A 24,363-nucleotide genomic window follows, 5' to 3' on the forward strand; every position below is an offset into this window, starting at 1 on the left:
GCACTCATGTATAACATTACCGTCAATGGCCAGCCCTTCGGCACCGAGGCCGACGCCGAAACACCCCTGCTGTGGGTGCTGCGCGACGAAGTCAACTTGAAAGGCACGAAGTTTGGCTGCGGCATCGGCATGTGCGGCGCCTGCACCGTGCACGTGGATGGCCGCGCCATGCGCTCGTGCATCACGCCGATTGCCGCCGTGGCCGGCTGCGCCATCACCACCATCGAAGGCCTCTCGCCCGATGGCACGCACCCGTTGCAGCGGGCGTGGCTGGCCACGCAGGCGCCCCAGTGCGGCTATTGCCAGTCGGGCCAGATCATGCAGGCGGCCACCTTGTTGAAAGATTATCCGCAACCGACGGATGCGAATATCGATGCCGTCATGAGCGGCAACCTGTGCCGCTGCATGGCGTATGTGCGCATCCGCAAGGCCATCAAGCTGGCGGCCGGCATGCAGGAGGCGCCCGGTGTTTAAGTTGCCGAAAGAAAATTCTGCTGCCCGTCCCAGCTCGCTGGGGCGGCGCGGTTTCCTGATCGCCGCCGCCGGCACGGGGTTTACGCTGGCCTTTTTGCGCGCCGACAGCTCCTTGGCCGACAGCAAGGTGGCACGCGTGCCGCCCGCCAAGCCGGCCGCGCCCGTGTTCGACCCCAGCATCTGGTTCCAGATCGGCCGCGATGGCATGATCACCGTCAATATCGCCAAGGCGGAAATGGGCCAGCATATCGGTACGGCCCTGGCGCGCATCGTCGCCGAAGAGCTGGAAGCGGACTGGAGCAAGGTACGCCTGCATTATGTGGACACGGACCCGAAATGGGGATTGATGGTGACGGGCGGCAGCTGGTCCGTCTGGCAGAATTTCGATCCACTCAGCCGTGCCGGCGCGGCCGGGCGTCTGGCGCTGGTCGAGGAGGGCGCGCGCCTGCTGCGCGTGCCCGTGTCCGCCTGCCACGCCAGGCTGGGCGTCGTGCATGGCCGGGGACGGTCGATCAGCTATGGCGACATCGTGCGCCGTGGCAAGCTGGCGCGCCAGTACACGCCGGAACAATTGAAAGCCATCGTGCTGAAGACGCCGCAGCAGCGCAGCCTGATCGGCCAGCACGTGCAGGCGCTCGACATACCCGCGAAAATCAATGGCGCGGCCGTGTACGGCATCGATGCGCAGGTCGAGGGCATGCTGTATGCGCGCCCGAAGATTCCGCCCACGCGCTACGGCGCGAAAGTGGTGTCCATCGACGATGCGGCCGCGAAAAAGGTCAAGGGCTATCTGCGTTCGTTCGCCTTGCAGGATCCCAGCGGCACGGTGCCCGGCTGGGTCATGGTGGTGGCCGAAACGTATGCGGCCGCCATGCGCGCGGCCGACCTGGTGCAAGTGAAATGGCGGGCTGGCGCGGCGGCCCACGTGGCGGAGCAGGATATCCTCAACTACGCCGCCAAGCAGCTGGCCGATGCCAGCCTGGGCGCGCGCGTGGTCGACGATGACGGCGTGGAGCAAGCGTTCAAGGATGCCAGCCTGCAACTGGAACGCCACTACACGACCAGCACCGTGCTGCATTTCCAGCTGGAACCCGTGAATGCCCTGGCGCAGGAAATCGACGGCGTCTGGCACATTCATGCGGGCAACCAATGGCAATCGTTGATCCTGCCCGTGCTGGCGCAGGCGCTCAAGGTGGAGCAGGACAAGGTGATGCTGCACACCTATCTGCTGGGCGGCGGTTTCGGGCGGCGCCTGAATGGCGATTATTGCGTGCCGGCCGCCCTGGCAGCGCAAGCCGTGGGGCGCCCCGTCAAGATGATCTGCACGCGGTCCGACGATGCCCGTTTCGATTCGCCCCGCTCGCCGTCCGTGCAGCATGTGCGCATGGCATTCGACGACGCGGGCAAGGTGTCGGCGATGGTGCACGAGGCCAGCGCGGGCTGGCCCACGCAAGCGATGATTCCCGCCTTCCTGGCCAAGGATAAGCAGGGCCATCCGTATGACACGTTCGCCATCGCCGGCGCGGACCACTGGTACGCGGTGGGCGCGCAGCGCGTGCGGGCCGTGTCGAACGACCTGGCCAACAGCAGTTTCCGCTCCGGCTGGCTGCGCTCCGTGGGGCCCGGCTGGACGAATTGGGCTGTGGAAAGTTTCATGGACGAGGCGGCGCAGGCGGCCAAGGTCGATCCGCTGGTATTCCGCCTGTCCCTGCTGCAGGCGTCGGGCCGCAATGCGGGCAGCGCGCCGAACGCCGTCGGCGGCGCCGCGCGCCTGGCCCACGTGCTGCAGCGCGTGGCGGACAAGGCGGGCTGGGGCAAGGCCATGCCGCCCGACACGGGCCTGGGCATCGCCGCCACGTTCGGCCAGGAACGCGACATGCCCACCTGGACGGCGTGCGTCGCGCGGGTCAAGGTGGATCGCGGCACTTGCATGGTGAAAGTCGAAAAATTGTTCATGGTGATCGATGCGGGCAGCATCGTCGACCCCGATGGCGCGCTGGCGCAGGCGGAAGGGGGCGCCCTGTGGGGCGTGAGCATGGCCTTGCATGAAGGCACGGCTTTCCTGAACGGCGAAGTGAAGGATACCAACCTGAATACCTACACGCCCCTGCGCATGGCCGACGTGCCCGAGCTCGACATCGAATTCGTTGCCAGCACGCACACGGCAACGGGCATGGGCGAACCGCCCACGACGGCCGTGGCGCCGGCCATCGGCAACGCCATCTTCGCCGCTGTGGCGTCGCGTGTGCGGCATTTGCCGATCCGTCCGGAAGCCGTGCTGAAGGGGCTGGACCGGCACGGCGCCGTATAGTCTTGCCTTCCTGGCGGCGGTGCGCGGACGGCTGCGCAGGAATGGCCGCGGGCTGCTACACTGAAGTTGGCCGCCCGGGGCACGCAGGCTGTCCCCGGCCCGGCAAGATCAGCGTAAAATCAGCGTACAGCTTGACTTCAGCTTTAGCTTGATCCCAGCTCGATTGCGGAGGCAACCATGCAAGAACAATTTGTCAGCATTACGGCCGATGAACTTCAAATGGATGGCGTGCTTGAAATGCCCGAACGGCCGGTGGGCATCGTCCTGTTTGCCCACGGCGCAGGCGCCGACAGCGACTACCTGGGCGCTTCCAGCCACGCCACTTCCCAGGATTTTTTGCGAGCGGGCATCGCCACCCTGCGCTTCGACCAGGGCGGTGTCGAGCCTGGCGGCGGTAGCAATGGCCATGCGTATTTCGTGCGCAGCGATATCGTGCTGCTGGCGCGCCAGCTGGAAAAAGCCCTGGGCTGGCTGCAGCTCGACCCGTCCACGCGGCGCTTGCCCTGCGGCCTGTATGGCTATGGCACCAGTGCGGCCGTCGTGATGCAGCTGGCGGCCTGGCGCAGCGCGGAAATCGCCGCGCTGGCCGTGTGCGATGGCCAGGTGGAAATGGCCGGCAAGGCGGCGCTGGAAAACGTGCGCGTGCCGTCGCTGCTGATCGTGGGCGGGCGCGACCCCGACGTGGCCGGCCTGAACCGCATGGCGTTCGCCACCTTGCGCTGCGACAAACAACTGGAACAGATCGCCGCCCCTGGCGGCCCCGACACGCGCCACCAGGCCGCCTTGCTGGCCACGGACTGGTACACGCGCCACTTCAACGGGCATACCAGCACGGCGCAGTAAGGCAGCAGATCAGGCGGCGCGCAAGTTTTGCGCATGGAAGCGCACGTGCTCTTCCATGAAGCTGGCGATGAAGTAATAGCCATGGTCATAGCCGGCATGGCGGCGCAGCTGCAGGGGCTGGCCGGCGTCGCGGCACGCCGCTTCGAAGACGTCGGGGTACAGTTGCTCGGGCAAGAACTTGTCGGCCAGGCCCTGGTCGATCAAGATGCTTTTGGGAAACAGTACGGGCTGGCCTTGCAGGCCCCGCATCAGCGCGCTGGCGTCGTATTGCTGCCAGCTGGCTGCATCGCTGCCCAGGTAGCCCGTGAACGCCTTCTTGCCCCACGGACATTGGCTCGGTGCGGCGATGGGGGCAAAGGCGGAGACGGAGCGGAACAGTTCAGGATTGCGCAAGGCCAGCACCAGCGCGCCATGGCCGCCCATCGAGTGGCCGAAAATGCCCGTGCGCTGCGCGTCGAGCGCCAGTTCCTGCTCCAGCAGGGCGCGCAATTCCAGGATGTAGCTGTACATGCGGTAGCCCTTGAATTGGCGGAGCATCAGGAACCATGCGGCTCTCCCGTTGTTAACAATTGCATGTACAAATTCTGCACGAAAAATATGAAATTTCAAAAAAAGTTTACAATTTTCCGTCGGCATTCAAATTTTCACCACTTGAACAGTTCATCATCAACTTAATGGCATTGATGTAACGGTTTCGCTTATCTGGCTTTTCGTTCTGACTGTGCAATGCGCTAATGGTGTTGATTTACATCGAAAATTGCCCCATGTTTAGCACACAATCCTACTTATCTGAATGAGTAGGGGATCGGAGTGATTGACGTGGTATTACTAGGAATTATTAGGCGCTAGCATCTTCGCGACCAAGGCTCATTGATGGAAATCGCCAAGCGCATCGGAATTTCGCGCAACACCGTCCGGCGTTACCTACGCTCGGAGATAACCGAGCCCGCCTATGCGGAGCGCCAATCGGCCAGCGCCATCGACCCATACGTTTTTCACCTCGCAGGGTGGCTCAAGACCGAGGCGGCCAAATCACGCAAGCAACGGCGTAGCCTAAAACAGCTTCACGAGGACCTAGCGGAATTGGGTCAAGGGGTCTTGCGACCGAGTAGCGGCGTTCGCTAGGCAATGGAGGGAGGGCAAATAGAGTGGGTCGATTCGGCGCGTAAAAGAACAGCCTTTTTATTATTTGGCAAAACTGCAATATTTTAGATTGGGTTTTGCCGATTGAATCCGTACCCAGTGCCGTCATTTTTCTTTATTTGAAGAGTACGTTGAACGCTAAGTTAATTTCTGTGTGTTGTACTTCCCTCACTAAAAATCAACTCTATCGACAAGGATTTTTTCTTTGTAGCTAGGAAGGTAATGTGATCCGTACATTTCAAGTTCTTCAAAATGGAGTGGTATGAAATTTTCAGCTAGAATTTTTTTAAATTGATCCGCCCTAGCAAGTAAATTTTCTATTTCTTCAGATTGCATGCCAATTTTTCTATTTAGGCGACGGCGCAGCTTCCAAATGCGATCAATAGGATCCGGATGGTCTGACTTGAATTGCGATTTTACTGCCATCACTTCAAGTGCATGATTTAATACTGAGAAATGGGAAAACATAATAAAGGCAGCATTTGCTAAGCGGTTTTTGTATTCTGTGTTGCTTTTTATGTTTTTAATTGAGAAAAAATCTGCCTCATATTCTTGTTTGTGTTTGTATGAGTAGCTCCCAACGGATTTCCCTAATTCATTTGCGTAAAATATTTCACTTAATGATTTCTTTTTTATTTGACCTTGAGAGAGGTGGCCTAGAAGGTGGTGCGCATACTCATGGCCAAATGTAAACGATAATTGATCATGGGTTAGCTTCTTTATGGCTTCATCTATAAGTCTAGGCGGAGTTCCACGAGGATCAATGTCAAAGTCAATGGATTCTGTACCTAACATTGTGCGCACACCTATGACCAAAGCGGCCATTTGATCTTTAATATCAAGTTTAAACGTCTCTCCATAAGTCGCCAAGTTCATGTAATAAAGAAAGTGTTCAAGGGCTTCAGATATGGCGATGTAGTTCCCATGTTCAGTTTTGCAACACATGGCATTAACGTCTTTAAGTAATGCCATTCCTGCTGGAATTGGAGATACTTTTTGCATCGCGGATCGCATGAGGCCATTAAGGTACTCGTCTCTGGCAGACTCTTTTTTTGCATACCAATTTGTCAAAGACCAGTTTTTTGCATTCTTTAGCCTGGACCTGAACACTCGGCAAAATCTGGGTTGATCAGCGATGGCCTCAGCTCGCAGCCATAATAGGTGATCCTCAGCCTTCTTTTTATCTCGCATTCTGAGTATTTCCTCTCGCGTGCAAAAAGGGAGGTAAAATATTTCAGCATGATCTAATCCTTCGATTTCTTCAGCGCTGTGCTGTTCAAATGCGTGGAACACCCATCCGTCACCTTTAATTAGGTAGCCATCTGCCACCTTGGTGGCATTGGGATTTCCTTTTAATGCTTTGTCGAGGGATGTACTGGAGCTCATATTTAAAAATCCAAATGATACTTATTTATGCAAATAGGATGGGTCAATGTGTAGGGTGAAGAAGAGTGGCTTGATATTTTTTAAGCCACTCCAGAACAAGCTTTGGTATAAAACTGAATATGTACAAAGTCCTGTCCTTCACCCGGTAAAGGGCAGAACATGGTCGATAGCGATGGAAAGAGGACTCTAACTCATTTGATGGTGGTTGTCATTCTAAAAATAGACTTCAGCTAAATACATCAGCGCAGTAATCACGCTGTTGCTATTTGCCGCCAGATCCGAGAGCCGCGATAACAAGTGTTACTCACACCGAGCATGGCAGGAGAAATCAATGAGTACAGATAACGACCTGAATGAAATCAACCTGGATGTCGCTATTGCCAATCAAGGCGGCATCAATCGCTTTGCGGAAGAACATACACGCGGCATTCGTGACCCACGAACAGGCCGACTAATGAAGCATACGGACTATGGCGATGATGTCGGCCTGAACGTCAAGTTCACCGTCGAGTCGGTGTTTCCCAAGCGCAAGACGTATTTCGCTGGCGGCGTGCCCAAGTGCGTAGACATGGACTTCATTATGATAACGGTGCCTGGCAATCGCGACCTGATCGTCCATGCGCAAGTGACTGATTTCTATGAATGGCGTTTTCCGCTTGAGTATGCGCAGTTCAAACGAGGGCAAAGCGCAGTCGTGACCGGGACTTCCTTGGACTTATCAACGGCGCAGCATAAAACAGCTTCACGAGGATCTAATGGAATTGGGGTTCAAGGGGTCTTACGACCGAGTGGCGGTGTTCGCCAGGCAATGAAGGGAGGGTCAAACAGAGTGGGTCAATGCGGCGCACAAAAGATCACTTGGTGGCTACATCAATAGAGTCTTCTTCTAAGTCAATAATTTTTTTGTGGTTGTGGATGTTTCGTTCATGGGTATTCAGGGTAGCTTTAAAAGGTTCGATTCATATAATACGATAGGTGACTTACTCTTCACTGTCATTTTCCGGCGCATCCATCCTCGCGGAAACGGGTGATAGCGCAGACCACTTTGTGCCCGGTACATGCCATGGTAACGCAGGCTGCCGTCTAACTTTTTTTTGTCGATTTTTCTGGATGACGTGAGTTTGAAGATGGTCGAAGTGTCGGCGCTTGCCTTTATAGGAGTACGTTACGAGGATGACTATTAAGGGCTTTTCAAGCTGACCCCATACGTTCCTTATTTTTAGAAGATTCTCTTCGTGATTATCAGCGCGGCTATAGCCAATGAAGATAAAAACATCTGCTTGGTTGTGGGCTTCAGCCAGTTTATGAATTTCGTTGACTTTTTCTTGCTTAGGTTGAATCCACTCCCATTCAACCTTGGCCCAGGCTCGACGATTAGAATCTTGAATTACCGCATCAGTCCTGCCACCGCTCTCAAAACATGTAAACAAACCCATCAAGTCACCACATTGCTTCACGGTCGATGCAATGTGGGTAGTCCAAACTGCGCGCTTGCCAAGATCCTCGTGACCTGGAATCACGGGAAAATCTCGATACCAAAGTGCGTTAAAAAGTGCAATTAGGTCACGTTCACGCCTTTTCATTCGTTCTCCTTTAGTTAAGTCTATTTTTCTAGAAACGTAGTTGGCAGAAAATAAAATTTCAGTAAAGAACTATAAGTCATACAATAACAAAAGTCAGGTTATTGCTACCCGCTGTTGAACACTGCCACTGCCTTACTCGCAACTTCACTTGGCAAGGTATGGAGATAGACCATCGTACTGGCAATGTTTTTGTGGCCCAGGAATTTCTGCACCATGGTGATGTCCATGCCTGCGCGCAATAGGCGAGTTGCGCACGAGTGCCGGAATGTATGGCTGTTGATCTTGCCACCTTCTAGGCTTACACCTGACCGCTTGACGACGTTTTGTACCCAGACGGTATCGGCATGGAGCTTTTCGCGTTTCATCGGGAATACTCTCTTGTCAATGCGGGTCTTGAACCGGCGCTTCATAACGGCGCGTAGTGAGTTTGTCATGAGAAGCAAACAGTCATTGCCGCGCTTCAGCCGTCTTGCGAAGATCGTATTGAGTTCGAAGTTGATGTCCGATCAGAGCAAGTTATGGGCCTCGCCGATATGGGCACCCAGATGTAGTAGGCAAACGAAAGTATCCTGATTGTCCTGCCGCATAGCATCGAAGGTTGCATTTTTAGCTGGATACTTGGTGTCAGGGCAAGTTGCTGCCGGCAACAAGGCTTCTTCCTCATTTGTGATAACTCGGAAGCGGGTTGGTGATTGCTTGATATGGTCTAGCTTAGATCCGGGTGATAGGCCTTTGCGTTCGTAGTGATTGACGAGTGCATTCCAATACGTGACAAATATCGACACTGTGTTGTGTGCTAGACCAAGCTTAATCTGATTCGTCACGACCTTTTGCACTTGGTGCTTATGATTTTTTTTCATGTACACGTTCGGCAACGCGTTCTTCCATTTCTTCATGTAGCCCACTGCCGAGACGTAACCTTTATTATGCATGCGGTCTGCAAGAAAGTCGTCGATGGCGTCATGCAGTAATACAGGACGTTCGCCATCTACCTTGATTTTCTGGACTGCTTCATGGTCCCATTTCCGGGCTATCTTAGTCGCTGAGGCTTTGTCGTCCGTCTTGGTGGATCGGCTAAGCGTTACACCATCGACCATTTTGCGCCAGTGCCAAAGACCATTACGTTGGTAGATTGCCATTTCATTCTCCTGAAGTGTTGCAATACCGATTCCGTGCACAAAAAATGCGCAAATTACGCTGCGAAAGCGTGTACAAAAAATGCACGAATTCAGTTCCAGAATTAGTATTGCAGGGAGCAGGAAGGATGTATTTTAGCAACTAAAAAATCAACGGAATTATGGTAAAAATTACATCAAAAAAATGCCTCGGTAGCTTATACCTCTATGGTGCGCAGGTTTTGAGCATGGAAGCGCACGTGCTCTTCCATGAAACTGGCGATGAAGTAATAGCCGTGGTCGTAGCCGGCATGGCGGCGCAGCTGCAGGGGCTGGCCGGCGTCGCGGCACGCCGCTTCGAAGACGTCGGGGTACAGTTGCTCGGGCAAGAACTTGTCGGCCAGGCCCTGGTCGATCAAGATGCTTTTGGGAAACAGTACGGGCTGGCCTTGCAGGCCGCGCATCAGCGCGCTGGCGTCGTATTGCTGCCAGCTGGCTGCATCGTTGCCTAGGTAGCCTGTGAACGCCTTCTTGCCCCACGGACACTGGCTCGGTGCGGCGATGGGGGCAAAGGCGGAGACGGAGCGGAACAGTTCAGGATTGCGCAAGGCCAGCACCAGCGCGCCATGGCCGCCCATCGAGTGGCCGAAAATGCCCGTGCGCTGCGCGTCGAGCGCCAGTTCCTGCTCCAGCAGGGCGCGCAATTCCAGGATGTAGCTGTACATGCGGTAGTGGCTGCTCCACGGCGCCTCGGTGGCGTCCACGTAAAAGCCGGCGCCCACGCCGAAATCCCAGGAGTCGCTCTCGCCCGCGACGTTCGCGCCACGGGGGCTGGTGTCGGGGGCGATCAGGATCAGGCCTTCCTCGGCCGCCACGCGCTGCGCGCCGCCCTTGATCATGAACGTTTCTTCCGTGCAAGTCAGACCCGCCAGGTAAAACAGGGCGGGGCGTTTGGTGGCGGCCACACTGCCTGGCGCCGTATCGGGAATGAAGGCCGAGAAACGCATGGGCAAGCCGATGGCGTGCGCGTCGTGGCGATAAAAGCGTTGTACTCCGCCAAAACAGGCGTGTTCACTCAACAGTTCCAGCATGAATTCTCCTCGTTAATCTCACAGTATAGCCAGAGTGGGGGAGCGCTGTCATGGCCGGCCCGCGCCTCACCACTTGCAGCCGCTGTCGCCCGCCGCGCCTTTCAGCAGGAAGGGCAGCTTGGCCAGGCCGGTGAATTCCACATTGCCCAGGCGTGGCTTGTAATCGTTGTCGCACTTGGGCCGCGCAGCGCTGGCGATGGCTTGCGCCGTCCTGTCGCCGACCGTCAATGCTTGCCCGACGATGGATGGCCCCGCCTGGCGCGCCGCTTCCCTGGCCAGGCGTTTCAAGGCGTCAAGATCGAGCGCAGCGGGCGGCGGCAATGCTGCTGCGTCGGAAGCGGGCGCGGGCATTGCTGCGGGCACTGGCGCGGGCGTGATGGCCACGGCATGCCGGGGCCGCGCCTGGCTTTTTGAAACGGCTGGCGGCAGGGGGCGCGCAGGCCGCGTTACGGGGGCCAAAAACAGCATTTGCATGCTGCGCTGCGGCAGCAAAGGGGGAACCGGCAGCTTGTTTGAACGCAGTACTTGCCATAGCAGCACATGCAGCAGCACGGCGATGCCGGCACCGGCCAGCATGCGTGCCGATCCGCGTGGCAGCGGCAGGGGCCGCATCAATCCAGCACGGCCGCGAGGAGCGGCAGGATATCTTGCGCCGGCGCTTCCGTCTTGAAAGCGAGCAAATGGTCGGCGCGCGTCTTGCCCAGGTTGATGGCGGCCACGGGCTTGCCCGTTTCGGCAGCCATGCGGCACAGGCGAAAGCTGGAATACACCATGACGGACGAGCCCACCACCAGCAGGGCGCCAGCTTCCATCATTTTGCGCTCGGCTTCGGCCGCGCAGGCGGCGGGCACGCCATCGCCGAAAAACACCACGTCCGGCTGCAGGGTGCCGCCGCAGCGGGGACAGACGGGCAGGTGGAAGGTGGCCAGCTGCATTGGTTCCAGCAAGGCGTCGCCGTCGGGCGCCGGCGTGGCCGTGGCGCCCAGCAGCTGCGGATTGTCGTGTTCGAGCTGATCCTGGATCAGGCGGCGCGTGTGACGAGCCCGGCAATCGAGGCAGACCACGCCATGTATGCTGCCGTGCAACTCCGTGACGGCGGTGCTGCCCGCTTGCTGATGCAGCCCATCCACGTTTTGCGTGACTAGACCGCCTATTCTCCCGCGCCGGGCCAGTTGCGCGATGGCCAGGTGGCCGGGATTCGGCGTGGCGCGCGCCAGAGTCGGCCAGCCCACCATGCTGCGTGCCCAGTAGCGGCGGCGCACGGCTTCCTGGCGGCGAAAATCGGGGCCTTGCACGGGCGCATTGCCGCGCCGCACGCCTTCCGTGTCGCGGTAATCGGGTATGCCGGACGCCGTGCTGATGCCGGCGCCCGTCAGCAGCAGCACGTCGGGATGACGCCGCAGGAACTGCGCCAGCTGCACGAGGGCAAGATCGTTGCTGGCGGACCGCTGGCTGGCGGAGGGAAAATTTTGCATGATGCGCCATGCTAACCGAAAAGCATGGCGCCGTTGCAGAGGGGATGTTTATTCCAGTTTCATGCCGAAGCGCTGCAGTCGCGGCTGCCAATGCTCCTGGATATTGGCCGACACGAGGATGCGCTCGGCCTTGCCGATCAGCAATGCACGGGGCACGAAGCCGAAGTAGCGCGAGTCGGCGCTGTTGTCGCGGTTATCGCCCAGCATGAGGAAGTGGTCGGTTGGCACCGTCACGGGGGCAAAGCTGCGCGCCGCCCCCGTCATTTGCGGCAAGACCTGGATGCGGTGCTGCTCGGTCGGGTTGCGTTCATTGATGCGCTGCGCCGTCAGCTGGCCCACGTGGGCGATGGTTTCAGGGGCCGTGTCGAGGGCCGTGTACTGGGCGGGCTGGCCATTGATGACCAGTTGCTCATTGCGCATTTCCACCGTGTCGCCAGGCAGGGCGATGATGCGCTTGATCAGGCGCGTGCCGTCTTTCGGCGAGGAGAAGGTGACGATGTCGCCCCGCTGCGGTTCGCCCAGACGCTGCAGCACGATATCGGTGAGCGGCACTTTCAGGTTGAAGGCGAGGCGGTTGACGAAGACCACGTCGCCTTCGAGCAGGTTGGGGCGCATCGACGCCGACGGGATGGGATTCCAGTCTGCCACGGCCGTGCGGAACACCCCGAACAGCAGGAGGAACATCAAAAAACCTTTGTTGGCGCGCATCCATGTGCTCATGTCGGCTCTTTCGCTGGGCAGTGCCCGTGAGGGTGAAGGGAAGCGCCATTGCCGCTGGCGCCATATCACGATGCACGGCGAGGCTGAAGCCAGTCTTAAATCGAACGCAGGCGCGGCCGATGGCGTGACCATTGTTGCGTGCACGCATCACGTTGTCTCAGGGATGCCGGCACGGTGTATGCGTGTCGTCGCCGTTCCGCAGGCGCTTGCCGTGCATCTCGTCCCACAGCTCGCCGAGCGCCACCAGCAAGCCGCCGGCCACGAAGGGAACCGCCACCAGCCAGGGAATGCTGTCGAGCCATGGTCCCAGCAGGACGGCCGACGCCACGGCGATGACGATGGCGCTGTACCAGAAGCGGCGCGGATGCCGGAGTGTGAACAGGTAGTGAAGGTCGTTCATAAATCCTCCTTGGTGAGCATGCGGAACAGCCGGGCTGCCAGAATGCTGCTGACGGCGATGACGATGCAGCCGTCCAGGAAAAACAGCACCTTGCCCACCAGGTGCATGCCCTGTACGAGGTAGGCGGGCAGTTCCCGCGCTTCCGCCCACTGCGTCATGCGTGCCAGCACGATGGCGGCAGCAAAGATGACGACGGCCAATGCCAGCACCAGCAGCACGTGTTCGAACAGGCGGAGCCGCAGCTTCATGTTGGACTTGGCAAGATAGGGGAAATTCCCGAACCTTGACGTTATCAGTCCGATATCGCGCTGCTTTGCGTTGCCACAAAGTCGCGGCCGATAGCCTGAAAACGGCGTTGAGCCCGCAAATGCGCCTATTTGAACGCCTTGATGACGGCGTCCAGCTTGACCTTCAGCGACTTGTCGTGCGCGTGGATGGCCGGCACGTCGCGCCGAGCAGCCAGCGTACCGATGCCGCTGCCGGCCAGATAGGTTTTTTCTCTGTATGACTTATAGAACAACTGCTCGGCTTTATTCGATTCCGGCGCCGTCGTTGCGCCGTTCAAAGTACAGCAAGTCCGACCAGGCATCCTGGAAGCGCATGGCTTTTTCCGAGCGGCCATATTGGTGAAAGCCATTGCGCTGCATGACGGCGATCGAGCCCAGGTTTTGCGGCCGCGCCGTCGCTTCCAGGCGCCATAGTTCCAGTGCGCCGAACGCTTCTTCCAGCAGCAGGGCGACCACGCGCGTGGCGTAGCCGCGTCCGCCGAACCGTTCGCCGATGCGGTAGCCGAGCGTTGCCTTGTTGAAATACGGGCGCGTGACGGCCGTCAGGTTGACCCTGCCGATGATCTGCCCGTCCAGCTTGGCCAGGTACTGGTGTGCCGTGTCTTTCTCGCGTTCGCGCTGCGACTGCTCGATGGCGGTGGCGATGCCCTCGTCAGTGTAGTAGGACGGCGCCCGGGCCGTGACCCAGGATTCGAAATAGGTGCGGTTGTCGAGTTCGAAGGCCAGCAAGGTGGGCAGGTCGGCGCTGGTCGGCGTTTGGAGTTGGAGGCGGTCGAGGTCGGGCATGGGATGTGTCTGGAAAGCGATGCGCCATTATAATCAGCTGGCGCCTTTCGCCGCACATGCTTGAATTCATGGAGGAGCAGCATGCTGTCCCATATTTGTCTTGGCACCAACGACTTTCCCCGCGCTTATGCTTTCTACGCGGCCCTGCTGGGAGAACTTGATTTGATCGAGAAATTTCATGATCCGGCCAAGCCCTGGGCCGGCTGGATGGCGCAGCAGGTGCCGCGCCCCCTGTTCGTGCTGACGGCGCCGCATGACGGTTTGCCGGCGACGCCCGGCAATGGCCAGATGACGGCGCTGCTGGCGGCCAGCCGCGCGCAGGTGGACCGCAGCTACCAGGCCGTGCTGGCGCTGGGCGCCGTTTGCGAAGGGCCGCCCGGCCTGCGTCCCCATTACCACGCCCATTACTATGGCGCCTACTTCCGCGACCTCGACGGCAACAAGCTGTGCGTCTGCTGCCACGCGGAGGAATGATTCAGCGTACTTTCCAGACGTCGTCTTCCGTCCAGCCCAGTTCCAGGAAATCCTGCGCCCGTTCGCCCGCTTCGCCGGCGCAATAGAATTCGTCGAGCTGGGGCGGGGCGATGCGCGTGCCGGCCAGCATGGCATGCACTTGCCCCCGGTGATGGATCTGGTGCTGGAACAAGTGCGCGAGCATGCGCTGGCGCGTGTCGACTTGCGGCGTGTCGCGCAGGATCGTCACGGGCCGCGCCAGGTCGGCATCGCACAGGCTGCGGCAGTGGGCGATCAGGCGCGCGTCGGACGCATGCTGTGCCGCCTGCAGCGTGGCGCAGTCGGTAAATGGCTCGTCCTGTTCAAAGAAGGCATAGCAGTCGGCATGCGGCGCCTCGCCGCGCAGCTCGCGCTCCAGCGCGTCGAGATAAAACCAGTCGCATGTGAGGATGTGGTTCAGGGTGAACTGGATGGTGGGGAAAAAACTGACGCGCGTCGCCTGGAATTCGGCCAGACTTAGCTCGCCGCAGGCTTTCAGCAGGCGGTGGTTGGCCCAGGCGTTGTTGTACGCCTGATTGGTGACGTAGCGGGCCAGCATGTTGCTCATGATTTACCTTGCAAAGAGGGGAAACTGCGACAGCGCCACTGTAGCACTTTGCGGCAGGTGGACCAAGGCGGCCACGCCCGCCGCACCGGCACGGCTGTCATCAAGTAAAATCGCGCAGCGGATGTCGCGATAGTGATGCATATAGGGCTGGAAAAGCAAAATGGGTTGGATAGGAAAATTACTGAACGGCGGCGAAAAAAGCAAGCTTGCGCCAGGCACGGCAGCGGCGGCGCCCGAGATGACACGGCAGCCAGCCAGCATCACCGAAATCGATGCCATCTACTACCGCTGGCTGGCGGCCGCCGGTTCGGCGCAGGCGTCAACGCAGGCGGAACAGCAGATTCTGGACGAATTGACGCGCCTGGCCAGTGAACCGATCGCTGGCGCCGCGCTGGTGCCGCGCATTCCGGCCATCATTCCGCAGTTGATGCGTACCTTGCAAAATGAAAACATGAGCGCGGCCGAGCTGTCGCGCCAGTTGGCCCAGGACGTGCCGCTGGTCGCTGAGGTCTACCGCGAAGCGAATCGGCCCCGCTACCATTCGCGCTACAACGCCAGCCCGTCGATCAACAATATGGAGGGCGCCATCATGCTGCTCGGGCAAAACGGCATGCGCATGCTGCTCGCCCGCGTCGCCTTCCGCCCCATCGTCAGCATGCAAAGCGGCGGCTTGACCATACGCACGGCGCCGCTGATCTGGCGCCAGTCCGAGAAATGTGCGCTGGCGGCCAACCTGGTCGCGCCCGCAATGCAGGCCAACGCCTTCGACGCCTATCTGGCGGGGTTGATGGCCAATGTGGGCCTGGTGGTGGCGTTCCGCCTGATCGATCAGATGCACGCGCCCGATGCCTTCCCGCAATCGGACGCCTTCATCGCCCAGGTGTTTGCGCAAGCGCGCGTCCTGTCGGTACGGATCGCCGAGTTATGGGAGTTTCCCGAGTCCGTGACCCGCGCGATCGGGCAGGCGGCGCAGACTGATGCCGATCCGCAGGCGCAAGCGCTGGCGCTGGGCGACCGCTTGAGCAAGCTGCGCATGCTGGTCGACACTGGCCGCTTTCCTGCCGATGATCCCTTCGTGATGACGGGATTGAGCAAGGCCGAGCTGCAGGTGTTTGACAAGCTGGCCGACGACGAGGACGAGGACGACGAGTGATGGCTGCAGGCCGGTAGAACAGCACCCCGGCCCGGTAGCAGATTCTTGCGGCCAGGACCGCGATTGCATGGTAATTTGACAACTAAGTGAATGGCCCGCCTGCCATTCCATCCTGTCGTATGCCCATGCTGCCGAGGAGGTCCCTCGCTTCCATTTCGCCGTTCCATGCTTGCCGCCGCGTGTTTGGTAACAGTGGCGTAGCTGTGCGCCGCCGCGCCGGACACACTGCCCGTCAAACCGGCCTTTGCACCGTCCGCCTGTGCGGTGCCGGTGCTGCCGGGCGAAAAGATAGAGTGCGGCATGCTGACCGTCCCCGAACATCGGAGCAAGGCCGATAGCCGCGCCATCGCCTTGCCGGTCATGATTTTCCGTAGCAGCGCCGTCACGCCGGCAGCCGATCCCGTCGTGTATCTGCCCGGCGGACCTGGCCTGAGCAGCATCGACGGGCGCACCAGCGGCAAAGGCAATCCCTTCCTGCTGGAACGCGACCAGATATTGCTTGAAGGACGCGGCAACAAGCATGCGTAGCCTTCATTGGCGCGCCATCGACCTGGTCCTCGACGGCTGCGCGACGGAGCCTGCGTGCGACGTGCGCTATCCGGACCTGAGCGGACGCATAGACGCACTGCTTGCGCGCGCGGACCGCGACGGTATCGCGGCGCCCGGGCGCGTGCTGCGCCGGCGCGACATCGTCAATGCCCTGGCCGAGGGCTAGCAGCAGCCGGAGCTGATCCCCACCTTGCCCCGCCTGATCAGCGAAGCGGCGCAGGGCCGCCCGCCAGGCTTGCTGCCATTGCTGCGCAGCGCTCCTTCCGGCTTCAACTGGGGACTGCGCCTGTCGATCTGGTGCGGCGAGGAGATGCCATTTGAGCAGCCCGACCGTATGGCCGCGCAAGTGGCGCCGGCCTTGGGGCTGGGCGGCGCGGATAACCGCACGGCGACGCCCGGGATGTGCGGCGCCTGGCGCGTTGCAGCGGCTGCGGCGCAGGCAAACGATGCCGTGAAAAGCGATGTGCCGGTGCTGATCCTGGCCGGCGAATTCGATCCCGTGACGCCGCCAGCCTGGGGCCGGCGCCTGCTGCGCAGCATGCCCAACGCGCGCTTCGTGCAGATGCCGGGCCAGGCGCATGGCGCCACGTTCAACCGCTGCGGCGGACAGCTGACACTGGCATTCCTGCGCGATCCGCGCGCGCCCTTGAACCTCGATTGCGTGGCGAAGATGCCGGGGCTGGTGTTTTCTGCCGACTAGCGCGCAAAATAGAGTTCGTGCAGGTGATCGAGGTCCACCTCGGAAGCCGCCTGCGACAGTGCCACCTTGCCGCTTTGCATCAGGTAGACGTGATCGGCCACGCCCACGGCGCGCGCCGTGTTCTGTTCCACCAGGATGATGGTGCGCTTGCCGTCATTCAGGCGCGCGAGGATCTCGAACAGCTCGTTGACCACCAGCGGCGCCAGGCCCAGCGACGGCTCGTCGATGATCAATAACGACGGGTCCGACATCAAGCCCCGCGCCATCGCCAGCATCTGCGCCTCGCCGCCGGACAAGGAACCGGCCAGCTGCCTGCGGCGCTCGTGCAGGCGCGGGAACATGGCGTAGGCTTCGGCCAGGCGCGCCGGCATGCGGCCGCGGTGCTCCTTCGGAAATGCGCCCATGATCAGGTTTTCTTCCACGCTCATGTCGCGAAACGTCATGCGCCCCTCGGGTATCATCGTGACCCTGGCATCGCTCATCTTCCAGGTAGGCGTGCCGTTGATGGCCACGCCGTCGAGCGCGATGCTGCCCGCGCCCACGGGCAGCAAACCCATGATGGCGCGCAGCAAGGTGGTCTTGCCGGCACCGTTCGGGCCGATGATGGTTGTCAGCTTGCCCTTCTGGATGGACAGCGACACATCCCACAGCACATTGATGGCGCCATAGCCGGCGCGCAGATTCTCTATGTTAAGCATGCGCTGCTCCCGTGTAGCTTTCGATGACGGCCGGATCGCGGAAGACGCAATCGGGCGTGCCGTCGGCGATCAGCTGGCCGAAATTGAGCACGGCGACGCGCTGGCACAGATTGCTGATGGTTTCGATATCGTGCTCGATCATGACGATGCCCACGCCGAAGGCGGCATGCAAGTCCTTCAGCATGCCCATGAAGCGGCGCTTGCCGTTCGTTTCCAGACCGGCCAGCACTTCGTCGAGCAGCAGCAGTTTCGGGTTGGTGGCCAGCGCCTTGGCTACTTCCAGCGCTTTCAGTTCCGTCAGCGCCAGTTCGCTGGCCGCGTCGCGCTGCGCCTTGTCCGCCAGGCTCGTGAAGTCGAGGATTTCATCGATCTTGCGCATGTCCACCTTGCCGGTGCCGAAGCGCTGCGCCACGACGAGGTTTTCGCGCACCGTCAATTCATGCATGGGCTGCGGGATCTGGAAGGTGCGGCCCAGCCCAAGGCGCGCGCGCTGGTACATGGGCGTGGCCATGATGTCGCGCCCCTCGAAGCGGATGCCGCCGCTGGTGGGGCGCACCAGGCCGGAAATGGCGTTGAACAGGGTGGTCTTGCCGGCGCCGTTCGCGCCCACCAGACCGATCACGTCGTGGCTGCCCACTTTTAATGTGACGGAATCGACGGCCGTCAGGCCGCCGAAGCGCACGGACACATTATCGAGTTCAAGCATGTGCTTTCTCCTTCGCGTTTCCCTTGAGCTGCGCTTTTTTCAGCCATTTTTGCAGCAGCGGCAGCAAGCCGTTCGGACTGAAGACGATCATCGCCACCAGCAGCACGCCCAGCACCAGCTGGTGCCCGGTCGGAATCAGCGACTTGAAAATCAGCTGGTCGACCAGATAGACCACGACGGCGCCCAGCACGGGGCCGAGTATCGTGCGGTAGCCGCCGAAGATGGCCGCCACGATGGGCAAGGTCACCCACAGGCTGTTGAAGGCGTAGTCCGGTTCCAGGAAATTGATGTAGTGGGCGTTGAAGGCGCCGAACAGGCCCGCCATGAAGGCCGACACGAGCAGCATGGCGCCTTTCAGCAAGGTGCTGTTGACGCCGACGACGCGCGTGGCGTCTTCGCTGTCGTGCATGGCGCGCAGGGCGATGCCGTAATGGCTGGCGCGGATGCGGCCGTAGGCAAACGCGCACGCCACCACCAGCGTCAGCACCACCAGGTAGGCGCCCGTCTTGCTGGCCAGGTCGAAGCCGAAGATGGTGGGCAAGGCCGGGATATTGTTGATGCCGCCGGCGCCGCCCGTGACGGAACTCCATTCCGTGGCCAGGATGCGGAAGATGTGGGCGTAGGCGAGGATGGCCAGCGCAAAATACGGCCCGCGCAGCCGGAGCACGGGCAGCATGATGACGGCGGCGATGGCCGCGCCCGCGCCGCCCAGCAGCATGGCGGCAAACACGGGCACGCCCAGTTTCACGCTGGCCAGCGCGGAGACATACGCGCCCACGCCGAAGAAGGCCGCGTGGCCGAAGCTGACCATGCCGCCCAGGTTGCCCAGCAGGGCCCAGGACATGGCCACGCCGCCGATGATCAGCGCCGCCACCACCATGCTCATCACATACTGGTTGGCGCCCAGGGCCAGCGGCACGGCGATATACGCGGCCAGCAGCAGGCCCGCCGTTGAAAGGAAAGTCGAGCGCTTCATCCGCGCCTCCGTTGTGCGCCGAACAAGCCGTTCGGCATGATGAACAGCACCAGCAGGAACAGCACCATGCCGGACAATTCCTGCAGCGCGGAGCTGGCCAGGGTGACGGTCAGCGCCTCGGCCACGCCCAGCAGCACGGCGGCCAGCAGCACGCCGGGGATGGAACCGATGCCGGCCAATACCGTGATGATGAAGGCTTTCACCGTCAGCGCGCCGCCGTAGGCCGGCTGGATCACGCCATAGCTGAACAGGGCGACGCCCGCGAAGGCGGCCAGGATGCCTGCGACCAGAAACGACACCAGTTCCGTGCGGCCCGGGTCGATGCCCATCAGCTTGGCCGCGTCGCGGTTGCTGGAGACGGCGCGCACGGCGCGGCCATACCAGCTGGTGGACAGCCAGCGCCACAGCGCCGCCATCAGCACCAGGCTGACGCCAAAGAAAATCACTTCGCTGCGCATGCTGAAAAACGGGCCGATTTCAAAACCTTCCTGCAGCCAGCTGGAAGACGTCGAGCGGATGTCTGCCTTCCACACGAGCAGGATGAAATTGGTGAGGATGACGCCGATGCCGTAGGTAAGGATCAGCGAATTGATTTCGCGGTCCTTCTTGATGCGGCTGACGATCAGGTACACGCCCACGGACGTCAGGCTGACGATCACCAGCGCGATGGGAATGGCGAACATGGGACCGAGTCCCATGCCCGATTCGACGCTGTAGGCGATGTAGGCGGCCAGCAGCACCAGTTCGCCGTGCGCCAGGTTGATCACTTTCATGGTGCCGAAGACCAGCGCCAGTCCCAGTGCGATCAGGGCGTAGGAGCCGCCCTGCAGCAAGCCCGAATACAGGGCTTGCAAGATTAATTCTGTCATGTCGTCATCCCGTCAGGCAGCCCAAGGGCATCGCGAAGATGCGCCCGGGCTGCCGTTCATCGGTGCGCGTCCTGGCGGACGCGCGCGTGCGCAGCGGGAGGCTGCCTACCAGGGCAGGGCTGGATAGGCCAGCTTGCCCGTCGCGTGTTCCTTCGGCCAGACGATCACCACTTTCTTGTCCTGGTGCTGCGCCATGCGGTGCACGAAGTTCTGGTTGTCGCCGTTGGCGGCGAACTGCACCCGGCCGATCAGGGTTTCGCGGTCCGTCTTGCGCATTTCCTCGGCCACGCCGCCTTTCTTGATGGTGCCCTTGTCGGCCGCGCGCGCGATGGCTTCGAACAGCAGCATCGACTGCACATAGCCGAACTGGCCCAGGTAGTCCGGCTCCTTCTTGTACAGCTGCTTGTAAGCGTCGCTGAAGGCCTTGCCGTCGGCCGTCTTGAATTCGGTGGGGAAGGGCAGCAGGGCCGTGCCGAAGACGTTCGGCATCAGGTCGGGGAAGTCGGACGCCATTTTAGGGGTGGCCAGCGACCACACGCCCACCATGGCCTTGATCTTCGGTTTCAGCACGCGGGCGGCGCGGATGATGCCCACGTAATCGTTTTCGTAGCCGACCATGGCCACCACTTCCGATTTATCCTGCAGCTTGATCTTGTTGATGATGGGCTTGAAGTCGGTAATGGCCGGGTCGAACGAGTGCGTCGTCACCTTCACGCCTTTTGCCGCCAGGGCTTTTTCCACGTCCTTGGCCAGGCCCGTGGTGGCGTCCTTGGTCGAGTACACGATGGAGACGGACTTGGCGCCCACGTCGGCAAGCAGTCCCAGCATGGCTTTTTCGTAGCCGGCCGTGTTATTGATGCGGAAAAAATTCTTGCGCCCGCTGCTCACCAGGCTGTCGTCCACGCCGCCCGAGGTGATGTAGACGAGGCCCAGTTTGTTCGCCGTGTCCGAGGCGGGCGAGATATTGTTCGAGCCATAGCCGCCCGTGATGGCGACCACGCCCTGGCTGGCCAGCTTTTCCACGGCGGCGATGGCTTTGGCGGGTGCCGATTCGTCGTCGACGGTGATGATCTTGATGGTGTGCTTGCCGTTGGTCTTGTTGAAGACTTCGGCCGCGACCATGATCCCTTCCTGCATGCCGGCGCCGACACGCGCCAGGTTGCCTGTCAGCGGGATTTCCGCGCCGACCAGGAATTCGTCGGCGCTGGCCTGCGTCATCCAGGCGCTGGCAACCAGTGCTGCCATGGCGATGCGTGTGTAGGTGCGTTTCATCGTGTCTCCTCCGGTGATGTGGCTTGGTTTTATTGTCGGTTCTGCTACTACATGGTCAACTTATCGTGCATTCTGCGCCATTTGCCGCAGCTGCCCCTTTAAAATCTTGCCCGTGGCGGCGGCCGGCAGCGCGTCCATGACGATGATGGCGGACGGGCATTTGTAGGGCGACAGGGTCTGCGCCAGCCAGGTCTGCAATTGTGCCACGCTGGCGGGCTGGCGCGGATCCAGCTCCACGTAGGCGATGACGTCCTCGTTGCCATCGGCCAGCGTGCGCCCGACCACGGCCGACTGCACCACGGAAGCGTGGGCGTTCAGCGCCGTTTCCACTTCCAGCGGATACACATTGAAGCCGGAGCGGATGATCAGTTCCTTGGTGCGGCCCACGATGAAGAGGGCGCCGTCGGAATCCTGGCGCGCCATGTCGCCCGTATTGAGCCAACCGCCATCGCGCATGGCGGCCGCGGTCATGGCGGGTTCCTTGTAATAGCCGGCCATGATGTTCGGCCCGCGTATCCACAGTTCGCCCGGCTCGCCCGGCGCCACGTCCGTACCGTCGACGCTCACCACGCGCACTTCCACGCCGGGGATCGGCATGCCGACGGAGTCGTCGCGGCGCGGTGCTTCCAGGCGCGTCTGGCTGATGGTGGGCGCGCTTTCCGTCATGCCGTAGCCATTGTGCAGCGCGGTGCCCAGCAGCTTTTCCACCTCGTGCTTGAGCGACGGCGCCAGCGGCGAGCCGCCCGCATACGCGAAGCGCAGCCGCGTGGGCAGCGGCGTGTCGGCGCCGCCCAGGGTTTGCAGCAGCTTGGCGTACATGGCGGGTACGCCCTGCACGATGGTCAGCTCGTCGTCCTTCAGGGCCGAGAGCAGGCCGTCGACGGAAAAGCGCGGCACCAGGTACAAGGCTGCGCCCGCATACAGGGTGCCCAGGGCCACCGAGGCCAGGCCGTACACGTGCGAAATCGGCAGCACGCCGTAGGCGCGGTCGGTGCGCGTCAAGCCGCGCAGGGTGCTGGAGACGGCGGCGATGAACAGCAGGTTGCGGTGCGTGAGCATCACGCCCTTCGACTGCCCCGTCGTGCCCGTCGTGTAGATCAGCGCGGCCACCTGTTCGTTGCCGGGGACCGTGTCTTCGACGATAGTTGTCTCGTTCAAGTCGCCGACCAGCAACTCGCCCATGCCGTCGACCGTGGTGCTGGCCGCGCCCAGACGTGCAGCATGCGCGGCCGCTTCCGGCGAGGTGCGGGCCAGGAACAGCATCCTCCGTGCGGAACTGTGCATGGCGATGGTGTCGATCTCGCGCGCCGACAGGCGGGCATTGACGTTGACGATCCACGCGTCGATGCTGGCCGCCGCAAAGATCAGCGCCACCTGCAGCGCGCAGTTCTCGCCCACCACCATCAGGCGGTCGCCGGCGCGCACGTTCAGCTGGCGCAGCAGCTGTGCGGCGCTTTCCACACCGTGCTGCAGCTGGGCGTAGGTCCAGCTGCGCCCACCTTCATGCAGCGCGGGCGCGTCGGGCGCGCGCGTCGCCCAATAGATGGGGATGGCCGACAGGCGCGCCGGCAAGTGGGCCAGCAGGGCGGGAATGTCCATCGCGGCCTCCTTCACTTTTGCGCTGCCTTGATCATGTTGCGGGCGATGACGATCTGCTGGATCTGCGTCGTGCCTTCGTAGATGCGGAACAGGCGCACGTCGCGGTAGAAGCGCTCGGCCGCGTATTCGCTGATATAGCCGGCGCCGCCGTGGATCTGCACGGAGCGGTCGGCCACGCGGCCGCACATTTCGGAGGCGAACAGCTTGCAGCACGACGCTTCCGTCGAAATGTCTTCCTTGTTGTCGCGCCGGCGCGCCGCGTCGAGCACCATGCTGCGCGCCGCGTAAATCTCCGCCTTGCTGTCGGCCAGCATGGCCTGGATCAGTTGGAACTCGGCGATGGGCTGGCCAAACTGCTGGCGCTCCATCGCATACGCCAGGGCGTCAGCCAGCATGCGCTCGGCCGCGCCCACGCAGACGGCGGCGATGTGCAGCCGGCCCTTGTCGAGCACCTTCATGGCTGTTTTAAAACCCACGCCCTCCTTGCCGCCGATGATGTTCGCGGCCGGCACCTTGCAGTTCTCGAAGATCACGTCGCAGGTATGCGCGCCTTGCTGGCCCATCTTCCTGTCGATCTTGCCGAGTGAAAGGCCCGGCGTATCCTTTTCCACGATGAAGGCGGAAATGGCCGAGGCGCCCCGCTTGACGGGGTCCGTGCGGGCCATGACGGTAAAAATGCTCGCTTCGGGCGCGTTGGTGATATAACGCTTGCTGCCGTTGAGGATATAAAAGTCGCCGTCGCGCACGGCCGTCGTGCGCAGGGACGCGGCGTCGGAACCTGATCCCGCTTCCGTCAAAGCGAACGAGCCGATGATCTCGCCGGCGGCCAGCTTGGGCAGATAGTATTGTTTTTGCGCTTCCGTGCCGTCGATCACGATGCCTTGCGAGCCGATGCCGTTGTTCGTGCCGATCAGCGAGCGGAAGGCGGGCGAGGTGCGGGCGATTTCGAAAGCGACCCTGACTTCCTCTTCCATGCTCAGTTCCAGGCCGCCATAAGCTTCCGGGATGGACAGGCCGAACAGGCCCAGTTCGCGCATCTGCGCCACGATGGCGGGCGGGATGGTGTCCGTTTCAGCTACCAGCGTCTCGTTCGGCACCAGCACTTCGCGCACGAAACGGGCGATGCTGTCGAGCAGGATGTTCAGGGTTTCTTCGTCGCGTATCATC

The 24,363-nt window shown here is 61.0% G+C and carries 30 protein-coding genes and 2 pseudogenes; 10 read left to right on the top strand and 22 right to left on the bottom strand.

Annotated features, from left to right (window positions below):
* Nucleotides 1-6: 6 nt before the first annotated feature.
* From BZG29_RS11685 to BZG29_RS11695, 3 genes are all read left to right on the top strand, one after another.
* Complete coding sequence (locus BZG29_RS11685) at nt 7-474, top strand: (2Fe-2S)-binding protein (RefSeq protein ID WP_077402636.1); 468 nt, start codon at nt 7-9, stop codon at nt 472-474.
* Entirely contained in the window at nt 467-2,785 is a 2,319-nt protein-coding gene (locus BZG29_RS11690; RefSeq protein WP_150130876.1) for a molybdopterin cofactor-binding domain-containing protein, read from the top strand. The genes BZG29_RS11685 and BZG29_RS11690 overlap by 8 nt, the downstream gene beginning before the upstream one ends.
* Nucleotides 2,786-2,962: 177 nt before the next feature.
* Complete coding sequence (locus tag BZG29_RS11695; protein WP_077402643.1) at nt 2,963-3,628, top strand: dienelactone hydrolase family protein; 666 nt, start codon at nt 2,963-2,965, stop codon at nt 3,626-3,628.
* Nucleotides 3,629-3,637: 9 nt separating this feature from the next.
* Here the strand turns inward: BZG29_RS11695 and BZG29_RS11700 are convergent.
* A pseudogene (locus tag BZG29_RS11700) lies at nt 3,638-4,144 on the bottom strand (alpha/beta hydrolase-fold protein); the annotation flags it as partial.
* Nucleotides 4,145-4,501: 357 nt separating this feature from the next.
* On the opposite strand from BZG29_RS11700, the pseudogene BZG29_RS28450 reads away from it, so the two are divergent.
* Nucleotides 4,502-4,763, top strand: a pseudogene (locus BZG29_RS28450) (IS21 family transposase); the annotation flags it as partial.
* A 179-nt stretch (nt 4,764-4,942) separates the two neighbouring features.
* Here BZG29_RS28450 and BZG29_RS27710 read toward each other — a convergent pair.
* Nucleotides 4,943-6,157 (bottom strand): M48 family metalloprotease, encoded by a 1,215-nt coding sequence (locus tag BZG29_RS27710; protein ID WP_150130877.1) that lies wholly within the window; start codon nt 6,155-6,157, stop codon nt 4,943-4,945.
* Nucleotides 6,158-6,488: 331 nt separating this feature from the next.
* Here BZG29_RS27710 and BZG29_RS27715 point away from each other — a divergent pair, with 331 nt between their 5' ends.
* Nucleotides 6,489-7,034 carry a hypothetical protein gene (locus tag BZG29_RS27715; protein WP_150130878.1) on the top strand — a complete coding sequence of 182 codons (546 nt, stop codon included), beginning with the start codon at nt 6,489-6,491 and terminating at the stop codon, nt 7,032-7,034.
* 103 nt (nt 7,035-7,137) lie between these two features.
* Here BZG29_RS27715 and BZG29_RS11710 read toward each other — a convergent pair whose 3' ends face one another.
* The 11 genes from BZG29_RS11710 to BZG29_RS11755 all read right to left on the bottom strand — a co-directional run bounded on the left by BZG29_RS11710 (nt 7,138) and on the right by BZG29_RS11755 (nt 13,614).
* Complete coding sequence (locus BZG29_RS11710) at nt 7,138-7,740, bottom strand: hypothetical protein (protein WP_216350365.1); 603 nt, start codon at nt 7,738-7,740, stop codon at nt 7,138-7,140.
* Nucleotides 7,741-7,844: 104 nt separating this feature from the next.
* A complete protein-coding gene (locus BZG29_RS11715; RefSeq protein ID WP_077402646.1) occupies nt 7,845-8,240 on the bottom strand; it encodes a tyrosine-type recombinase/integrase in 396 nt (131 codons plus the stop codon).
* 6 nt (nt 8,241-8,246) lie between these two features.
* Nucleotides 8,247-8,879, bottom strand: a complete 633-nt coding sequence (locus BZG29_RS11720; RefSeq protein ID WP_077402649.1) for a hypothetical protein — start codon at nt 8,877-8,879, stop codon at nt 8,247-8,249.
* 194 nt (nt 8,880-9,073) lie between these two features.
* Complete coding sequence (gene fghA, locus BZG29_RS11725; protein ID WP_290440889.1) at nt 9,074-9,946, bottom strand: S-formylglutathione hydrolase; 873 nt, start codon at nt 9,944-9,946, stop codon at nt 9,074-9,076.
* Between the two features lie 66 nt (nt 9,947-10,012).
* Nucleotides 10,013-10,522 (bottom strand): hypothetical protein, encoded by a 510-nt coding sequence (locus BZG29_RS11730; RefSeq protein WP_150130879.1) that lies wholly within the window; start codon nt 10,520-10,522, stop codon nt 10,013-10,015.
* A gap of 35 nt (nt 10,523-10,557) precedes the next feature.
* Complete coding sequence (locus BZG29_RS11735) at nt 10,558-11,421, bottom strand: NAD-dependent protein deacetylase (RefSeq protein ID WP_077402655.1); 864 nt, start codon at nt 11,419-11,421, stop codon at nt 10,558-10,560.
* Nucleotides 11,422-11,469: 48 nt separating this feature from the next.
* Nucleotides 11,470-12,141, bottom strand: a complete 672-nt coding sequence (gene lepB / locus BZG29_RS11740; protein ID WP_077402658.1) for a signal peptidase I — start codon at nt 12,139-12,141, stop codon at nt 11,470-11,472.
* Nucleotides 12,142-12,298: 157 nt separating this feature from the next.
* The gene (locus BZG29_RS11745; RefSeq protein ID WP_077402661.1) at nt 12,299-12,541 is read right to left on the bottom strand and encodes a hypothetical protein; all 243 of its coding nucleotides are present in this window, start codon (nt 12,539-12,541) and stop codon (nt 12,299-12,301) included.
* Entirely contained in the window at nt 12,538-12,789 is a 252-nt protein-coding gene (locus tag BZG29_RS11750) for a hypothetical protein (RefSeq protein WP_034757293.1), read from the bottom strand. Before BZG29_RS11750 ends, BZG29_RS11745 begins: the two co-directional genes overlap by 4 nt.
* A gap of 125 nt (nt 12,790-12,914) precedes the next feature.
* Nucleotides 12,915-13,061 (bottom strand): hypothetical protein, encoded by a 147-nt coding sequence (locus BZG29_RS27720; protein WP_171984984.1) that lies wholly within the window; start codon nt 13,059-13,061, stop codon nt 12,915-12,917.
* Between the two features lie 10 nt (nt 13,062-13,071).
* Nucleotides 13,072-13,614, bottom strand: a complete 543-nt coding sequence (locus tag BZG29_RS11755; RefSeq protein ID WP_077402664.1) for a GNAT family protein — start codon at nt 13,612-13,614, stop codon at nt 13,072-13,074.
* An 81-nt stretch (nt 13,615-13,695) separates the two neighbouring features.
* On the opposite strand from BZG29_RS11755, the gene BZG29_RS11760 reads away from it, so the two are divergent.
* Complete coding sequence (locus tag BZG29_RS11760; RefSeq protein WP_077402667.1) at nt 13,696-14,088, top strand: VOC family protein; 393 nt, start codon at nt 13,696-13,698, stop codon at nt 14,086-14,088.
* Nucleotide 14,089: 1 nt separating this feature from the next.
* On the opposite strand, the gene BZG29_RS11765 is transcribed toward BZG29_RS11760, so the two are convergent.
* The gene (locus BZG29_RS11765; RefSeq protein ID WP_077402670.1) at nt 14,090-14,674 is read right to left on the bottom strand and encodes a DinB family protein; all 585 of its coding nucleotides are present in this window, start codon (nt 14,672-14,674) and stop codon (nt 14,090-14,092) included.
* A 3-nt stretch (nt 14,675-14,677) separates the two neighbouring features.
* The gene (locus BZG29_RS28120) at nt 14,678-14,953 is read right to left on the bottom strand and encodes a hypothetical protein (protein ID WP_171984985.1); all 276 of its coding nucleotides are present in this window, start codon (nt 14,951-14,953) and stop codon (nt 14,678-14,680) included.
* On the opposite strand from BZG29_RS28120, the gene BZG29_RS11770 reads away from it, so the two are divergent.
* The 4 genes from BZG29_RS11770 to BZG29_RS11785 all read left to right on the top strand — a co-directional run bounded on the left by BZG29_RS11770 (nt 14,913) and on the right by BZG29_RS11785 (nt 17,076).
* Nucleotides 14,913-15,827 carry an HDOD domain-containing protein gene (locus BZG29_RS11770; protein WP_171984986.1) on the top strand — a complete coding sequence of 305 codons (915 nt, stop codon included), beginning with the start codon at nt 14,913-14,915 and terminating at the stop codon, nt 15,825-15,827. The genes BZG29_RS28120 and BZG29_RS11770 overlap by 41 nt on opposite strands.
* A gap of 300 nt (nt 15,828-16,127) precedes the next feature.
* Nucleotides 16,128-16,355: a hypothetical protein gene (locus BZG29_RS11775; RefSeq protein ID WP_150130881.1), complete on the top strand. Its 228-nt coding sequence runs from the start codon at nt 16,128-16,130 to the stop codon at nt 16,353-16,355.
* Entirely contained in the window at nt 16,348-16,542 is a 195-nt protein-coding gene (locus tag BZG29_RS11780; RefSeq protein ID WP_077402679.1) for a hypothetical protein, read from the top strand. The genes BZG29_RS11775 and BZG29_RS11780 overlap by 8 nt, the downstream gene beginning before the upstream one ends.
* A 24-nt stretch (nt 16,543-16,566) precedes the next feature.
* Nucleotides 16,567-17,076, top strand: a complete 510-nt coding sequence (locus tag BZG29_RS11785; RefSeq protein WP_077402682.1) for an alpha/beta hydrolase — start codon at nt 16,567-16,569, stop codon at nt 17,074-17,076.
* On the opposite strand, the gene BZG29_RS11790 is transcribed toward BZG29_RS11785, so the two are convergent.
* The 7 genes from BZG29_RS11790 to BZG29_RS11820 all read right to left on the bottom strand — a co-directional run bounded on the left by BZG29_RS11790 (nt 17,073) and on the right by BZG29_RS11820 (nt 24,362).
* Nucleotides 17,073-17,774 carry an ABC transporter ATP-binding protein gene (locus tag BZG29_RS11790; RefSeq protein ID WP_077402684.1) on the bottom strand — a complete coding sequence of 234 codons (702 nt, stop codon included), beginning with the start codon at nt 17,772-17,774 and terminating at the stop codon, nt 17,073-17,075. The genes BZG29_RS11785 and BZG29_RS11790 overlap by 4 nt on opposite strands.
* Complete coding sequence (locus BZG29_RS11795) at nt 17,767-18,480, bottom strand: ABC transporter ATP-binding protein (RefSeq protein ID WP_077402687.1); 714 nt, start codon at nt 18,478-18,480, stop codon at nt 17,767-17,769. The genes BZG29_RS11790 and BZG29_RS11795 overlap by 8 nt, the downstream gene beginning before the upstream one ends.
* Nucleotides 18,473-19,456, bottom strand: a complete 984-nt coding sequence (locus BZG29_RS11800) for a branched-chain amino acid ABC transporter permease (RefSeq protein WP_077402690.1) — start codon at nt 19,454-19,456, stop codon at nt 18,473-18,475. Before BZG29_RS11800 ends, BZG29_RS11795 begins: the two co-directional genes overlap by 8 nt.
* A complete protein-coding gene (locus tag BZG29_RS11805) occupies nt 19,453-20,325 on the bottom strand; it encodes a branched-chain amino acid ABC transporter permease (RefSeq protein WP_077402693.1) in 873 nt (290 codons plus the stop codon). The genes BZG29_RS11800 and BZG29_RS11805 overlap by 4 nt, the downstream gene beginning before the upstream one ends.
* A 105-nt stretch (nt 20,326-20,430) precedes the next feature.
* Nucleotides 20,431-21,597, bottom strand: a complete 1,167-nt coding sequence (locus BZG29_RS11810; protein ID WP_077402697.1) for an ABC transporter substrate-binding protein — start codon at nt 21,595-21,597, stop codon at nt 20,431-20,433.
* A 60-nt stretch (nt 21,598-21,657) separates the two neighbouring features.
* Nucleotides 21,658-23,196, bottom strand: coding sequence for an AMP-binding protein (locus tag BZG29_RS11815; protein WP_077402700.1), 1,539 nt, complete (start codon nt 23,194-23,196; stop codon nt 21,658-21,660).
* 11 nt (nt 23,197-23,207) lie between these two features.
* Nucleotides 23,208-24,362: an acyl-CoA dehydrogenase family protein gene (locus BZG29_RS11820; protein ID WP_077402703.1), complete on the bottom strand. Its 1,155-nt coding sequence runs from the start codon at nt 24,360-24,362 to the stop codon at nt 23,208-23,210.
* Nucleotide 24,363 lies beyond the last annotated feature (1 nt).

The sequence above is a fragment of the Janthinobacterium sp. LM6 genome (genome assembly GCF_002002885.1).
In the GTDB taxonomy this organism is placed as follows: domain Bacteria; phylum Pseudomonadota; class Gammaproteobacteria; order Burkholderiales; family Burkholderiaceae_D; genus Janthinobacterium; species Janthinobacterium kumbetense.

Coding starts and splice junctions, on each gene's coding strand:
- BZG29_RS11710 (WP_216350365.1), bottom strand. CDS start 7,740: ATGAAAAGGCGTGAACGTGACCTAATTGCACTTTTTAACGCACTTTGG.
- BZG29_RS11760 (WP_077402667.1), top strand. CDS start 13,696: ATGCTGTCCCATATTTGTCTTGGCACCAACGACTTTCCCCGCGCTTAT.
- lepB (WP_077402658.1), bottom strand. CDS start 12,141: ATGAGCACATGGATGCGCGCCAACAAAGGTTTTTTGATGTTCCTCCTG.
- BZG29_RS11775 (WP_150130881.1), top strand. CDS start 16,128: ATGCTGACCGTCCCCGAACATCGGAGCAAGGCCGATAGCCGCGCCATC.
- BZG29_RS11720 (WP_077402649.1), bottom strand. CDS start 8,879: ATGGCAATCTACCAACGTAATGGTCTTTGGCACTGGCGCAAAATGGTC.
- BZG29_RS11780 (WP_077402679.1), top strand. CDS start 16,348: ATGCGTAGCCTTCATTGGCGCGCCATCGACCTGGTCCTCGACGGCTGC.
- BZG29_RS11820 (WP_077402703.1), bottom strand. CDS start 24,362: ATGATACGCGACGAAGAAACCCTGAACATCCTGCTCGACAGCATCGCC.
- BZG29_RS11810 (WP_077402697.1), bottom strand. CDS start 21,597: ATGAAACGCACCTACACACGCATCGCCATGGCAGCACTGGTTGCCAGC.
- BZG29_RS11735 (WP_077402655.1), bottom strand. CDS start 11,421: ATGCAAAATTTTCCCTCCGCCAGCCAGCGGTCCGCCAGCAACGATCTT.
- fghA (WP_290440889.1), bottom strand. CDS start 9,946: ATGCTGGAACTGTTGAGTGAACACGCCTGTTTTGGCGGAGTACAACGC.
- BZG29_RS11815 (WP_077402700.1), bottom strand. CDS start 23,196: ATGGACATTCCCGCCCTGCTGGCCCACTTGCCGGCGCGCCTGTCGGCC.
- BZG29_RS27710 (WP_150130877.1), bottom strand. CDS start 6,157: ATGAGCTCCAGTACATCCCTCGACAAAGCATTAAAAGGAAATCCCAAT.
- BZG29_RS11790 (WP_077402684.1), bottom strand. CDS start 17,774: ATGCTTAACATAGAGAATCTGCGCGCCGGCTATGGCGCCATCAATGTG.
- BZG29_RS11685 (WP_077402636.1), top strand. CDS start 7: ATGTATAACATTACCGTCAATGGCCAGCCCTTCGGCACCGAGGCCGAC.
- BZG29_RS11770 (WP_171984986.1), top strand. CDS start 14,913: ATGACACGGCAGCCAGCCAGCATCACCGAAATCGATGCCATCTACTAC.
- BZG29_RS11755 (WP_077402664.1), bottom strand. CDS start 13,614: ATGCCCGACCTCGACCGCCTCCAACTCCAAACGCCGACCAGCGCCGAC.
- BZG29_RS28120 (WP_171984985.1), bottom strand. CDS start 14,953: ATGGCATCGATTTCGGTGATGCTGGCTGGCTGCCGTGTCATCTCGGGC.
- BZG29_RS11795 (WP_077402687.1), bottom strand. CDS start 18,480: ATGCTTGAACTCGATAATGTGTCCGTGCGCTTCGGCGGCCTGACGGCC.
- BZG29_RS11730 (WP_150130879.1), bottom strand. CDS start 10,522: ATGCTGGCCGGTGCCGGCATCGCCGTGCTGCTGCATGTGCTGCTATGG.
- BZG29_RS27715 (WP_150130878.1), top strand. CDS start 6,489: ATGAGTACAGATAACGACCTGAATGAAATCAACCTGGATGTCGCTATT.
- BZG29_RS11805 (WP_077402693.1), bottom strand. CDS start 20,325: ATGACAGAATTAATCTTGCAAGCCCTGTATTCGGGCTTGCTGCAGGGC.
- BZG29_RS11765 (WP_077402670.1), bottom strand. CDS start 14,674: ATGAGCAACATGCTGGCCCGCTACGTCACCAATCAGGCGTACAACAAC.
- BZG29_RS11750 (WP_034757293.1), bottom strand. CDS start 12,789: ATGAAGCTGCGGCTCCGCCTGTTCGAACACGTGCTGCTGGTGCTGGCA.
- BZG29_RS11800 (WP_077402690.1), bottom strand. CDS start 19,456: ATGAAGCGCTCGACTTTCCTTTCAACGGCGGGCCTGCTGCTGGCCGCG.
- BZG29_RS11745 (WP_077402661.1), bottom strand. CDS start 12,541: ATGAACGACCTTCACTACCTGTTCACACTCCGGCATCCGCGCCGCTTC.
- BZG29_RS11695 (WP_077402643.1), top strand. CDS start 2,963: ATGCAAGAACAATTTGTCAGCATTACGGCCGATGAACTTCAAATGGAT.